Source organism: Streptomyces sp. NPDC007917, from assembly GCF_042959105.1.
In the GTDB taxonomy this organism is placed as follows: domain Bacteria; phylum Actinomycetota; class Actinomycetes; order Streptomycetales; family Streptomycetaceae; genus Streptomyces.
Genome location: NZ_JBIBKK010000026.1, coordinates 137,168 through 149,108 on the forward strand (window position 1 = coordinate 137,168; position 11,941 = coordinate 149,108).

Annotated in this window: 13 protein-coding genes; 8 read left to right on the plus strand and 5 right to left on the minus strand. The window is 70.8% G+C overall.

Annotation, left to right across the window (positions count from 1 at the left end; genetic code table 11):
- The first annotated feature begins 21 nt into the window (after positions 1-21).
- From ACFZDL_RS36745 to ACFZDL_RS36765, 5 genes are all read left to right on the plus strand, one after another.
- Positions 22-219, plus strand: coding sequence for an Arc family DNA-binding protein (locus ACFZDL_RS36745; RefSeq protein ID WP_353594850.1), 198 nt, complete (start codon positions 22-24; stop codon positions 217-219).
- A complete protein-coding gene (locus ACFZDL_RS36750; RefSeq protein ID WP_353594849.1) occupies positions 219-599 on the plus strand; it encodes a type II toxin-antitoxin system death-on-curing family toxin in 381 nt (126 codons plus the stop codon). The genes ACFZDL_RS36745 and ACFZDL_RS36750 overlap by 1 nt, the downstream gene beginning before the upstream one ends.
- 106 nt (positions 600-705) lie before the next feature.
- Positions 706-2,505, plus strand: a complete 1,800-nt coding sequence (locus tag ACFZDL_RS36755; RefSeq protein WP_353594848.1) for a DEAD/DEAH box helicase — start codon at positions 706-708, stop codon at positions 2,503-2,505.
- 385 nt (positions 2,506-2,890) lie between these two features.
- Positions 2,891-3,532 (plus strand): helix-turn-helix domain-containing protein, encoded by a 642-nt coding sequence (locus ACFZDL_RS36760; RefSeq protein ID WP_353594847.1) that lies wholly within the window; start codon positions 2,891-2,893, stop codon positions 3,530-3,532.
- 98 nt (positions 3,533-3,630) lie between these two features.
- A complete protein-coding gene (locus ACFZDL_RS36765; RefSeq protein ID WP_353594846.1) occupies positions 3,631-4,419 on the plus strand; it encodes a S16 family serine protease in 789 nt (262 codons plus the stop codon).
- Positions 4,420-4,442: 23 nt separating this feature from the next.
- On the opposite strand, the gene ACFZDL_RS36770 is transcribed toward ACFZDL_RS36765, so the two are convergent.
- The 3 genes from ACFZDL_RS36770 to ACFZDL_RS36780 all read right to left on the minus strand — a co-directional run bounded on the left by ACFZDL_RS36770 (position 4,443) and on the right by ACFZDL_RS36780 (position 5,853).
- Complete coding sequence (locus ACFZDL_RS36770) at positions 4,443-4,670, minus strand: hypothetical protein (protein ID WP_353594845.1); 228 nt, start codon at positions 4,668-4,670, stop codon at positions 4,443-4,445.
- A gap of 21 nt (positions 4,671-4,691) precedes the next feature.
- Complete coding sequence (locus ACFZDL_RS36775) at positions 4,692-5,288, minus strand: helix-turn-helix domain-containing protein (RefSeq protein WP_353594844.1); 597 nt, start codon at positions 5,286-5,288, stop codon at positions 4,692-4,694.
- Between the two features lie 97 nt (positions 5,289-5,385).
- Positions 5,386-5,853: an Lrp/AsnC family transcriptional regulator gene (locus ACFZDL_RS36780; RefSeq protein WP_353594843.1), complete on the minus strand. Its 468-nt coding sequence runs from the start codon at positions 5,851-5,853 to the stop codon at positions 5,386-5,388.
- Between the two features lie 136 nt (positions 5,854-5,989).
- On the opposite strand from ACFZDL_RS36780, the gene hppD reads away from it, so the two are divergent.
- The 3 genes from hppD to ACFZDL_RS36795 all read left to right on the plus strand — a co-directional run bounded on the left by hppD (position 5,990) and on the right by ACFZDL_RS36795 (position 8,940).
- Positions 5,990-7,159: a 4-hydroxyphenylpyruvate dioxygenase gene (hppD, locus tag ACFZDL_RS36785; RefSeq protein WP_353594842.1), complete on the plus strand. Its 1,170-nt coding sequence runs from the start codon at positions 5,990-5,992 to the stop codon at positions 7,157-7,159.
- 139 nt (positions 7,160-7,298) lie between these two features.
- On the plus strand, positions 7,299-7,481 hold the full coding sequence (locus ACFZDL_RS36790) for a hypothetical protein (RefSeq protein ID WP_391193428.1): 183 nt from the start codon (positions 7,299-7,301) through the stop codon (positions 7,479-7,481).
- 88 nt (positions 7,482-7,569) lie between these two features.
- Positions 7,570-8,940, plus strand: a complete 1,371-nt coding sequence (locus ACFZDL_RS36795) for an FAD-linked oxidase C-terminal domain-containing protein (protein WP_353594841.1) — start codon at positions 7,570-7,572, stop codon at positions 8,938-8,940.
- Here the strand turns inward: ACFZDL_RS36795 and ACFZDL_RS36800 are convergent.
- Together ACFZDL_RS36800 and ACFZDL_RS36805 are read right to left on the minus strand one after the other, a co-directional pair.
- The gene (locus ACFZDL_RS36800) at positions 8,937-9,356 is read right to left on the minus strand and encodes a hypothetical protein (protein ID WP_353594840.1); all 420 of its coding nucleotides are present in this window, start codon (positions 9,354-9,356) and stop codon (positions 8,937-8,939) included. The two genes, ACFZDL_RS36795 and ACFZDL_RS36800, sit on opposite strands and share 4 nt — an antisense overlap.
- On the minus strand, positions 9,353-11,941 hold a 2,589-nt coding region (locus ACFZDL_RS36805), incomplete at its 5' end, for an RHS repeat-associated core domain-containing protein (protein ID WP_353594839.1). The genes ACFZDL_RS36800 and ACFZDL_RS36805, both read right to left, overlap by 4 nt.

The following is an 11,941-nucleotide window of genomic DNA, read 5'->3' on the forward strand; positions in this document are numbered from 1 at the left end:
ACCACGCGGTACCATGCCCTCATGGGTGCCTTGAATGTGAGATTCACCGACGAAGAGCTGGACGCACTGCGGCGACGCGCCGAGCAGGAAGGGCGGAGCATGCAGTCGTTCGCCCACGATGCCGTCGTCGCGGCGATCAACGAGCACTCCCGCCTGTTCAACGAGGCCGCGGCCCATGTGCTCAAGGTGAGCGAGGAACTGAACCGGAGGCTCGCCTGATGCGCTACCTCACGCTGCCCGAGCTGCTGAACCTCGCGGAGCGGCTCGGGGAGAGCGAAGTGCGCGACTACGGTCTGCTGGAGTCGGCCCTGGCCCGGCCACAGGCGAGCGTCTTCGGACAGGACGCCTACCCGGACGTCTGGCAGAAGGCGGCGGCCCTCATGGAGTCGCTGGCCCGCAACCACGCCCTCGTGGACGGCAACAAGCGGCTCTCCTGGTACGCCACCTGGGTCTTCCTCCACCTCAACGGACACCCGCTGAGCGCGGACTTCGACGTCGACGAGGCGGAGGGATTCGTCCTGGCCGTCTGCCAGGGCGAGCTGGACGTGCCGAAGATCGCGGAGGGACTGGCCCGGTTCGAGGGACCGGGTGTGAGCTGAATCCCACCTCCGGGTGGACCCGGGGCGTAGCCCCCAAGCGTGAAGGATGGCACCGGTAGGCTGACGCGGTCCTCGAACCCCCTCGCCGATCAGCCCGACGGAGACCGTGACTACTACCGCCTCCTCCACCACCAGCCATCACCTCTCGCCCGCCTTCCCAGGCCGGGCCCCCTGGGGTACCGCGAGCAAGCTGCGCGCCTGGCAGCAGGGCGCGATGGAGAAGTACGTACAGGAGCAGCCCCGTGACTTCCTCGCCGTGGCCACGCCCGGCGCCGGCAAGACCACCTTCGCGCTGACCCTCGCCTCCTGGCTGCTGCACCACCACGTCGTGCAGCAGGTGACGGTCGTCGCGCCGACCGAGCACCTGAAGAAGCAGTGGGCGGAGGCCGCGGCCCGGATAGGGATCAAGCTGGACCCCGAGTACAGCGCCGGGCCCCTCGGGCGGGACTACCACGGCGTCGCCGTCACGTACGCGGGTGTCGGCGTGCGGCCGATGCTGCACCGCAACCGCTGCGAGCAGCGCAAGACGCTGGTCATCCTCGACGAGATCCACCACGCCGGCGACTCCAAGTCCTGGGGCGAGGCGTGCCTGGAGGCGTTCGAGCCGGCGACCCGCCGGCTCGCGCTGACCGGCACCCCCTTCCGGTCCGACACCAACCCCATCCCCTTCGTCACCTACGAAGAGGGGAACGACGGCATCCGGCGCTCGGCCGCCGACTACACGTACGGATACGGCAGCGCCCTGAACGACGGCGTCGTGCGGCCCGTCATCTTCCTCTCCTACAGCGGCAACATGCGCTGGCGGACCAAGGCCGGCGACGAGCTCGAGGCCCGGCTGGGCGAGCCGATGACCAAGGACGCCGTCTCGCAGGCCTGGCGCACCGCGCTCGACCCGCGCGGCGACTGGATGCCGAACGTGCTGCGCGCCGCCGACCACCGGCTCTCCGAGGTCCGCAAGTCCATCCCGGACGCGGGCGCGCTCGTCATCGCGACCGACCAGGACTCGGCACGCGCGTACGCCAAGCTGATCCGCGAGATCACCGGCACCAAGGCCACCGTCGTGCTGTCCGACGACTCCGGGGCCTCGCAGCGCATCGAGGACTTCAGCCACTCCGACGACCGCTGGATGGTCGCGGTCCGCATGGTGTCGGAGGGCGTGGACGTGCCGCGCCTGGCCGTCGGCGTCTACGCGACGACGATCTCCACCCCGCTGTTCTTCGCGCAGGCCGTCGGCCGTTTCGTACGGTCCCGGCGGCGCGGTGAGACCGCTTCCGTCTTCCTGCCCACCATCCCCATGCTGCTCGGCTTCGCGAACGAGATGGAGGTCGAGCGCGACCACGTCCTCGACAAGCCCAAGAAGGAGGGCGAGGAGGAGGACCCGTACGCCGAGGAGGAGAAGCTTCTCAAGGAGGCCGAGAAGCAGCAGGACGAGGACACCGGCGAGCAGGACATGCTGCCCTTCGAGGCGCTGGAGTCCGACGCGGTCTTCGACCGGGTGCTCTACGACGGCGCCGAGTTCGGCATGCAGGCGCACCCGGGCAGCGAGGAGGAGCAGGACTACCTCGGCATCCCCGGGCTCCTGGAGCCCGACCAGGTGCAGCTGCTGCTCCAGCGGCGGCAGGCACGGCAGATCGCGCACAGCCGCAAGAAGCCGGACGCCGAGGCCGATCTGCTGGAACTCCCGGCGGAGCGGCGGCCGGTGGTCACCCACAAGGAGCTGCTGGAGCTGCGCAAGGAGCTCAACTCGCTCGTGGGGGCGTACGTCCATCAGAGCGGCAAGCCGCACGGGGTGATCCACACCGAGCTGCGCCGGGTGTGCGGCGGGCCGCCGAGCGCTGAGGCGACGGCGGGGCAGATCCGGGAGCGGATCAAGAAGGTCCGGGAGTGGGCCACGCGGATGAGGTGACGGGACGCCGTACGTCCCGGGAAGGGCTTCCCCGGAAGCCCTTCCGCCTTGTATGTGAGCCCGTTATGCGAGCCCGTGAGCCCGTGTATATGAGCCCGTCTTCTGCACCCGCTCTTGCGGCCCCCGCCCGCGGGATCGGGACGAATGCCCACCATCCCGGCGTACAGGCGGTCCCCTGCGGGACGGCTCCGCTCGGATTCTGGACAAACTCTTTCGCTCAGCGGACCGGCTCGCTAGCGTTCCGCCCACGCACACGCCCCGTGGCAGCGCCGCCGCGGAGCGCGGCCGGTGCGTGCGACCACGACCGGCGGCCTCTGGCGCGCCGCCGTCGGGACCGGCGGCGCCCTCCGCCAAGAGCCGCCACTCATACGGAGGAGGGGGCGTCGTGACCGCGGAGACCTCCCAGACGCTCGACCGGGGACTGCGCGTCCTCAAACTGCTCGCCGACACCGACCACGGGCTGACCGTGACCGAGCTGTCCAACAAGCTCGGCGTCAACCGCACCGTGGTGTACCGCCTGCTGGCCACGCTCGAACAGCACTCCTTCGTACGCCGCGACATCGGCGGCCGCGCGCGGGTCGGGCTCGGCGTGCTGCAGCTCGGCCGCCAGGTCCATCCGCTGCTGCGCGAGGCGGCGCTGCCCGCGCTGCGCGCCCTCGCCGACGACATCGGCGCCACCGCGCACCTCACCCTGGTCGACGGCACGGAGGCGCTGGCGGTCGCGGTCGTCGAACCGACCTGGACCGATTACCACGTCGCCTACCGGGCCGGTTTCCGGCACCCCCTGGACCGCGGCGCCGCGGGCCGGGCCATCCTGTCCGCCCGCTCGGGCCGGGCCGGCGACCCGGGCTACGTCCTCACCCACGGCGAGCTGGAAGCGGGCGCGAGCGGCGCGGCCGCGCCCCTGGTCGGGGTGACCGGGATCGAGGGGAGCGTGGGCGTGGTGATGCTCTGCGACGCCGTGCCGGAACGGGTCGGTCCGCGCGTCGTGGACGCGGCCCGTGAGGTCGCGGACGCCCTGCGCTGACGACGCCCTGCGCTGACGACCGCGCCGGGCAGGGCGGGCGGCGTCAGGCGACCGGGGTGGCGCACCTCCTGCCCCGGCGGTCAACTAGATTCACTAGCATGCCTGCCGTCTCCCCGCGCGCCCGGATCCTCGCGATCTGTTCCGCGCCCGTTGTCGCCCTCCTCGCGGTCGCCGCCTTCGCGCCGCTGCCCTATTCGGTGGCGTATCCCGGCTCGACCGTGAATGTTCTCGGTTCGGACCAGGGCGGGCCGGTGATCAGCATTTCCAAGGCGGAGTCCCGCAAGACCACCGGGCAGCTGCGGATGACGACGATCGTGGCGACCGGGCCTGACGCCACGGTGCGGCTGAAGGACGTCATCGGCGGCTGGTTCGACAGCGACCGTGCCGTGATGCCGCGCGACTCCGTCTATCCCGTTGGCAACTCGACCAAGGAGATCGAGGCGCACAACGTCAAGGAGATGCGGGAGTCCCAGGACGACGCCACCAAGGCGGCGCTCGGGTATCTGCATCTCTCCGCCAAAGACGTCAAGGTCCGGCTGCGCCTCGCGCACGTGGGCGGGCCGAGCGCGGGCCTGCTCTTCTCCCTCGGGATCGTGAACAAGATCGACGGGGACGGCCGCGGCGGGGACCTCACCGGCGGCCGTACGATCGCGGGGACCGGCACGATCACGGCGGACGGCAAGGTCGGCGCGGTGGGCGGAGTGCCGCTCAAGACGCTCGCGGCCAAGCGGGACGGGGCGACGGTCTTCCTGGTGCCGAAGGCGGAGTGCTCGGAGGCCAAGGCCGAACTCCCCAAGGGGTTGCGGCTGATCCCCGTCACCACGCTCAAGAGCGCGGTGAACTCACTGGTGGCGCTGAAGTCGGGCGGTCAGGTGCCGCACTGCTGACGGCTGCTGACGGCCGACGGCGGTCACAGCCGGGCCGCGAGGCCCGGCCGTTGCCCCGGCCGGGGGCGCGGCGTCGCGAGGCGCAGGCCCACCTCGACCAGCGTCCAGCCCAGCCGGCTCCGCAGCCGACGCGGGCGGCTGGATCGGCGGGGCGGGCGCGGCCGGTGCGGTGAGCGGGCGCGCAGGGCCTCGCGGCGCAGCCGCTCGGCCCGGATGCGGTGCAGCCGCAGATGGATGTCGTCGCCGTACATGGTCGTTCCCCCAGTGGTCGGTCAGTCCTCGTCGCGCGGGAAGGCGTGCAGATGGACCCGGAAGCGGGCCGAGCCCTCGACGTCCTGGCCCACCTCCTTCTCGCGATAGCTCTCGATCACCTCATGCACCTTGTCGCGCAGCTCGGCGGCGAGTTCGGGAGTGAGGCGCATGACGAAGTCGCTGATGTCCCAGGCGCGGCGCCACTCCTCGGGCCACTCGCGCCAGGTGCCGAGCCAGGTGGACACCTCCTGGCCGTGGGCGGTGGCGTGCTCGTAGAGCAGGGTGCTCATCGCGCCGCGCACGGACGGGTCGGCGTCACGCAGCAGATCCTCTGAGTCCACGCGTGTGCCGCGCTGCGCCGACTTCCACCACCGCTCGCGCCCCTTGCCGCGCTCCGGGTCGTCCTTGACGAAGCCGTGGGCGGCCAGCTGCCGCAGGTGGTAGCTGGTGGCGCCGCTGGACTCGCCGAGCCGGTCGGCGAGTTGGGAGGCGGTGGCCGGGCCGTACTCGCGCAACGCGCCGAGCAGGCGTATCCGCAGCGGGTGCGCGAGTCCGCGCAGGGAGCGGGCGTCGAGCACCCGTACGTCGTCGGGGATCGGCTTCTCGTTCTCGGCCATGGTCGGCAGCGTAAGCATGCAAAGATTCCGTTGCAAGGGGTTATTTGCATCAAGGTCTTTGCAGCGGAGTCTTTGGAAGGCGGGGCCGGAGGGCCGGTCAGTCCTCCGCCGCCTGCTTGACCAGCGGGATGATCCTCAGCGGCACCGCGTTCTCCATCACGATCGTCGTCGACGCCCGCACGATCCCCTCGAACCCCACCACCCGGTCAATCACCCGCTGCAGATCCGCGTTGGAGCGGGCGACCAGGCGGCAGAGCATGTCGCCGTGGCCGGTGGTGGTGTGCAGTTCGAGCACTTCCGGGACGCCCGCCAGGTGCCTCCGTACGTCCGGGCCCTGGCCCTGCTTGATCTCCAGCGTCGCGAACGCGGTGACCGGATAGCCGATGGCCGCCGGGTCCACCTCGGGGCCGAAGCCCCGGATCACGCCCTGGGCCTGCAGCCGGTCCAGCCGCGCCTGCGCCGTGCCGCGCGCGACGCCGAGTCGGCGCGACGCCTCGAGCACGCCGATGCGGGGCTCCTTGGCGAGCAGTTCGATCAGTCGGGCGTCGAGCCGGTCGATTGCCACGGCGGTCCTCCTGGCGAGGGTGTGAGGGTGGTCACTGTGTGCAGAATGCTCGGCACATCACCTGAATGGCTATACGGATTGTCCATCGAATCATCGAACTGTTGCGCATCCTGAAGCGTGGAGTCACGGTGAAGACATGACTGAGATCCTGGATCACACCCTGGCCGTGTCGCGAGAAGCGACGGGAGAAGGCGCGCGCCGGGCGGACCCCTTCCCGGTGAAGGGGATGGACGCGGTCGTCTTCGCCGTCGGCAATGCCAAACAGGCCGCGCACTACTACTCCACCGCGTTCGGCATGAGGCTCGTCGCCTACGCCGGGCCCGAGAACGGCAGCCGGGAGACCGCGAGCTACGTCCTCGTCTCCGGCGGCGCCCGCTTCGTGTTCACCTCCGTCATCAAGCCCACCACCGCATGGGGCACCTTCCTCGCCGAGCATGTCGCGGCCCATGGCGACGGCGTCATCGACCTGGCCATCGAGGTCCCGGACGCGCGCGCCGCGTACGCGTACGCCACCGCCCACGGCGCCTCCGGCATCGAGGAGCCGTACGAGGTCAAGGACGAGTACGGCACGGTGGTGCTCGCCTCCATCGCCACATACGGCGACACCCGCCACACCCTCGTCGACCGCTCCGGCTACACCGGCCCCTACCTCCCCGGTTTCGCCCCCGCCGACCCGCTGGTCGAGCCGCCCGCCCGCCGTAACTTCCAGGCCGTCGACCACTGCGTCGGCAATGTCGAACTGGGCCGGATGAACGAGTGGGTGACCTTCTACAACGACGTCATGGGCTTCACCAACATGAAGGAGTTCGTGGGCGACGACATCGCCACCGAGTACTCCGCGCTGATGTCCAAGGTCGTCGCGGACGGCACCCGCAAGGTGAAGTTCCCGCTCAACGAGCCGGCCGTCGGCAAGAAGAAGTCCCAGATCGACGAGTATCTGGAGTTCTACGGCGGCCCCGGCGTCCAGCACATCGCGCTCGCCACGAACGACATCGTCGCCACCGTACGGGCCATGCGCGCGGCCGGCGTCCGGTTCCTGGACACCCCCGAGTCGTACTACGACACGCTCGGCGAATGGGTCGGCGAGACCCGGGTGCCCCTGGAGACGCTGCGGGAGCTGAAGATCCTCGCCGACCGCGACGAGGACGGCTATCTGCTGCAGATCTTCACCAAGCCGGTGCAGGACCGGCCGACCGTCTTCTTCGAGCTGATCGAGCGGCACGGCTCCATGGGCTTCGGGAAGGGCAACTTCAAGGCGCTGTTCGAGGCGATCGAGCGCGAGCAGGCCAGGCGCGGCAACCTCTGACGACCTCGTTTGCGGGAAAGTACGAAGTAAAGCTGTTACGAACTTCGGACCGTCTACACTCGGCGCGTTGCTATCCATTACAACGCCGCGTGGTGTATGGGGAGTTGTTGAGGTTCGAATGGCGCAAGATGTGCAGGATATGTATGCCAAAGGGCGGCTGACGAGGAATAAGTTCGCCCTTGGGGGAGGAAAGGCCGCCGCTTCGGGCGCGTTGGGAGTGCTCTCCGTCCCCGTGTCGCCCGCGGCGGCCGAGGAGGAGGCGCCGACCGCCGAGGGCGGCGCCCGGGAGCTGCCGGCCCTGACGGCTCAGGAACAGCCGTAGTTGCGGCGCCGACCCGGGCGCCCGCTCCCGGACCACCCGCCGCCGCGTCGATCTTCCCTCCTGGACGGTCGGGTGCGAATCTGGAGCCATGGCTGACCTGATTGAGATGCTGCGGGAGGGCCTTCCCTCCGAGGCTGTCGTGACCGACCCCGACATCATGGGCTCGTACGCCAACGACATGGCGAGCTTCTGCGAGGCGGGCACCCCGGCCGTCGTCGTCCTCCCGCGCAGCGTCGAGCAGGTGCAGCATGTGATGCGCACCGCGACCGCCCTGCGCGTCCCGGTCGTGCCGCAGGGGGCTCGTACGGGCCTGTCGGGGGCCGCCAACGCCTCCGACGGCTGTATCGTCCTCTCCCTGATCAAGATGGACCGGATTCTGGAGATCAACCCGGTGGACCGGATCGCGGTCGTCGAGCCGGGCGTGGTCAACGCCGTCCTGTCGCGCGCCGTCATGGAGCACGGCCTCTACTACCCGCCGGACCCCTCCAGCTGGGAGCAGTGCACCATCGGCGGCAACATCGGCACCGCCTCCGGCGGGCTGTGCTGTGTGAAGTACGGCGTCACCGCCGAATACGTGCTGGGCCTGGACGTCGTCCTCGCCGACGGCCGGCTGCTGAAGACCGGCCGCCGCACCGCCAAGGGCGTCGCGGGCTATGACCTGACCCGGCTGTTCGTCGGCTCCGAAGGCAGCCTCGGCATCGTCGTCCGCGCCGTGCTCGCCCTCAAGCCCGCCCCGCCCCAGCAGCTGGTCCTCGGCGCCGAGTTCCCGTCCACCGCGGCCGCCAGCGACGCCATCTGCAAGATCATGGAGAGTGGACACACCCCCTCGCTCCTCGAACTCATGGACCGCACCAGCGTCCACGCGGTCAACGCGATGGGGAACATGGGCCTGCCGGACTCCACCGAGGCCCTGCTCCTGGCCGGCTTCGACACCCCGGACCCCGCCGCCGACCTCGCCGCCGTCGGCGAGCTGTGCACCGCCGCGGGCGCCACCGAGGTCGTCCCCGCCGAGACCGCCGCCGAGTCCGACCTGCTGCTCCAGGCCCGCCGGCTGACGCTCCCGGCCCTGGAGGCGGTCAAGGGCGTCACGATGATCGACGACGTCTGCGTTCCGCGCTCACAGCTCGGCGCGATGATCGACGGGGCCGCCGCGATCGCCGAGAAGTACGGCCTGACCATCGGCGTCGTCGCCCACGCCGGCGACGGCAACACCCACCCGACCGTCTGCTTCGACCCCTCGGACCCGGACGAGACGCGGCGCGCCCGGGAGTCCTTCGACGAGATCATGGCCCTGGGTCTGGAACTGGGCGGCACGATCACGGGGGAGCACGGGGTGGGGGTCCTCAAGCGCGAGTGGCTGGCGCGGGAACTCGGCCCGGTGGGGGTGGAGTTGCAGCGCGGCATCAAGCAGGTCTTCGACCCGCTGGGCCTGCTGAACCCGGGCAAGGTCTTCGCCTAATTCCGCGCCTTTCGCCGGGCTTGGTACGCCTCCCATGCCATCCAGTGGACGAACTGATCACGCACCTTCCCCTTGGCGGCGGGCAGTGACGCGAAATCCGCTTCGGCGATGTCGAGCCTGGCGAACTCGCATCGTGGCCTTTCCCCGTAAGGCAGCTCCATGGGGTGGGGAAAGGCCACGACGAGGCACATCCAGCTCTTCACGGGGGAGGACTCCGGGAGATAGGGGATCACCACAAAGCTCTCCCCGGCTTCCAGATCGAGGCCGACGCCCTTCCTGCTGTAGTTCGCCCGTGCGATGTCCACCAGCTCCCGCATACGGGACCGCGACGCCGTCCTGACGGCGGCCGGGACGGGCCAGCCGAGCCCGGACTCGACCGTCCGACCCCGTCCGGCCCTCCGCAACCAGTTCCTCATGGGACAACCCATACCTCTGTGTCGGGGGTGATTCCTGGAGAGTACGGGTCGTGCATGCGGTCCAGGGCCTCGCCTATGCGGTGGTTGCCGTTGACCACCTCTCCGTTGTCCAGGACGACACTGCCGCCCAGCTCATCCGGGTTGTTGATCGATTCCAGCAGGCGTTCGTCGTCCATTCCCCGTATGGCCGCCAGCTTCTCGGGGTCCCCGCGGTCGGGCAGTCTGACGTCTTCCAGATCGCCGAGTCGCATGGGAACGCGCTTGGCTCTCATGGCCGCGTCGGCCGCTTCCGCGGCGCTGGGTTGGCGGCTGAAGACCTTGCTGAGCAATTTCCCGAGTCCGGAACGAGTCTCGCCGTCGGGGTACGGCCCGAGCCCCAGCGGGTCGCTCCAGGTGTGGGGGTTGTGGACGTAGGCGGCGGGGTTGGGCGCGGGGATCAGCCCGAGGGGGTCGGGGGTGAGGTAGCGGGCGGTGGTGGGGTCGTAGTAGCGGTGGTGGTTGTAGTGGAGGCCGCTCTCCGGGTCGTAGTACTGGCCGGGGAAGCGGAGGGGCGTGTACGTGGTGCTGGTGGCGGCCCAGGTGGTGGTGCCCCACAGGGTGGCGCGGGCGTGCCAGGCGATCTCGCCGGTTTCGTCGACGAGATGCGTGGGCGTGCCGACGAGGTCGGTGACGATGGCGAAGAAGCGCCGGTCGACCTCGCGCTGGGTGGTGGCGTCGGTGATGCGCTCGGTCTGGGCGACGGGGTGGCGGCCCCGGTGGTCCCAGGTGAGGGTGATGGGGTGGGGGAGGCCCGGGGCGCTGGTGGTGTCTTCGGCGGTGGGCTGTCCGAGGGTGGTGGTCTGTTCGACGAGGGTGGAGTCGTCCCAGGTGAAGTCCACCTGTTCCATGACCGTTTCGCCGTCGCCCGCCAGGCGCTGCTTGGAGGTGCGGCGGCCGAAGGGGTCGTAGAGGTAGCGCCACACCGTGCCGTCGGGGGTGGTGACGGAGGTCAGGCGGTCCTCGGCGTCCCAGGCGTAGTGCCAGGTGTCGGGCTTCTTCGACAGGCGGGTCTTCTGGCGGAGGATCAGGCGCCCCGCGTCGTCGTGTTCGTAGCGGATGTCCCCGGCGCGGGTGATGCGGGTGCCGGTGTAGGCGCGGTCTCCCGTCGTATCGGCTCCGGGGTGCCGCTCCGGCCAGTCGGCGTGCGCCTGGTTGCCCGCCTCGTCATAGGCGTAGCTCTCGGTCCAGTTCCGGGCCCGGACGGTGGTGACGCGGCCCGCCGCGTCGAGGTCGAAGGCGCGGTGGCCGGTGAGCTGGTCGTCGATGGCGGTGAGGTGGCCGTCGGCGCGGTAGGTGTAGGCGCGGTGGTGGAGGGGGCCGGGGGCGGCCGGGCCGGTGAGGGTCTGTTCGGTGAGCCGGCCGAGGGGGTCCCAGACGGTGGCGAGGGTGAGGGCCCCGCTGATGCGGCGGCTGGTCTCGCGGCCCGCGGCGTCGTGGTCGAAGGCGAGGGTGTGGCCGGAGGCGGTGAGCGTGGTGCGGTTGCCCGCCGCGTCGTAGGCGTATGTGGTGGTGGCGCCGCTGGGGGTGGTGCGGCGGACGCGGCGGCCCAGGGCGTCGTACGCGTGGGTGAGGACGCGGCCGTTGACCATTTCGGATTTGACGCGGCCCATGCGGTCGCGCTGGTAGACCACCTCCACGCCGGGCCCGGCGGCCGAGGCGAGACGCCCGGCGGGGTCGTAGGCGTAGGCCGTGGTCCGCCCGTCGGCGGTCTTGCGGACCGTACGGCCGAGCGCGTCGCGCTCGAAGACCACCGTCTGGCCGAGCGGGTTGGTGCGGGCCGTGAGGCGTCCCGCCGCGTCGTGGGCGTAGGTGTGGGTGCGCTCGTCGAAGTCGGTCTCGGCGACCAGGCGCCCGGCCGGGTCGTAGGTGTACGACCAGGTCAGGCCCTGGGGGTTGGTGACCTGGGCGAGGCGCAGCGCGGTGTCGTGGGCGAACTCGTAGCGCACCCCGTCCGGGCCGGTCCTGGCGGTGAGCAGGTCGAAGTGCGTGTACTCGTAGGTGGTGGTGCCGCCGCCCGGGTCGGTGTGGCTGGTGCAGTTGCCCTCGCCGTCGTACGTCCAGCTCTCCTGGGACCCGTCGGGGTGGGTGCGCCGGGCGAGTCTGCCCTCCACCGTCCACTCCAGGCGGGTGGTGTGGCCGAGCGGATCGGTGACGGTGGTGGGGCGGCCGAACGCGTCCCGCTGGTAGCGGGTGGCGGCGCCGAGTGGATCGGTGATCTCCACCGGCAGGCCCGCCGGGTCACAACGGACGCCTGTGAACTGACCCAGCGCGTCGGTGATGGCGGTCAAGTGGCCGTGGTCGTCGTAGGCGTAGTGGGTGGTGTGGCCGGCCGGGTCGGTGAGGCTGGTGCAGCGGCCCGCCCGGTCGTAGGTCTGGTGCCAGGTGGCGCCGTCGGCGCCGGTCAGGGTGAGGGGGAGGCCGAGCGCGTCGTAGGTGGCGCGGGCTTCGCGCCCGTCGGGGCGGGTGACGGTGGTGAGGTGCCCGGCCTCGTCGTAGGTGTGGGTGGTGGTGTGGCCGAGGGGGTCGGTGCGGGTCAGGGGCCGACC

What these genes read in the sequence shown, in the direction of transcription:
- ACFZDL_RS36745 (WP_353594850.1), top strand. Translation starts at nt 22, where the DNA reads ATGGGTGCCTTGAATGTGAGATTCACCGACGAAGAGCTGGACGCACTG.
- ACFZDL_RS36750 (WP_353594849.1), top strand. Translation starts at nt 219, where the DNA reads ATGCGCTACCTCACGCTGCCCGAGCTGCTGAACCTCGCGGAGCGGCTC.
- ACFZDL_RS36765 (WP_353594846.1), top strand. Translation starts at nt 3,631, where the DNA reads ATGCCTGCCGTCTCCCCGCGCGCCCGGATCCTCGCGATCTGTTCCGCG.
- ACFZDL_RS36770 (WP_353594845.1), bottom strand. Translation starts at nt 4,670, where the DNA reads ATGTACGGCGACGACATCCATCTGCGGCTGCACCGCATCCGGGCCGAG.
- ACFZDL_RS36775 (WP_353594844.1), bottom strand. Translation starts at nt 5,288, where the DNA reads ATGGCCGAGAACGAGAAGCCGATCCCCGACGACGTACGGGTGCTCGAC.
- hppD (WP_353594842.1), top strand. Translation starts at nt 5,990, where the DNA reads ATGACTGAGATCCTGGATCACACCCTGGCCGTGTCGCGAGAAGCGACG.
- ACFZDL_RS36790 (WP_391193428.1), top strand. Translation starts at nt 7,299, where the DNA reads ATGTATGCCAAAGGGCGGCTGACGAGGAATAAGTTCGCCCTTGGGGGA.
- ACFZDL_RS36795 (WP_353594841.1), top strand. Translation starts at nt 7,570, where the DNA reads ATGGCTGACCTGATTGAGATGCTGCGGGAGGGCCTTCCCTCCGAGGCT.
- ACFZDL_RS36800 (WP_353594840.1), bottom strand. Translation starts at nt 9,356, where the DNA reads ATGAGGAACTGGTTGCGGAGGGCCGGACGGGGTCGGACGGTCGAGTCC.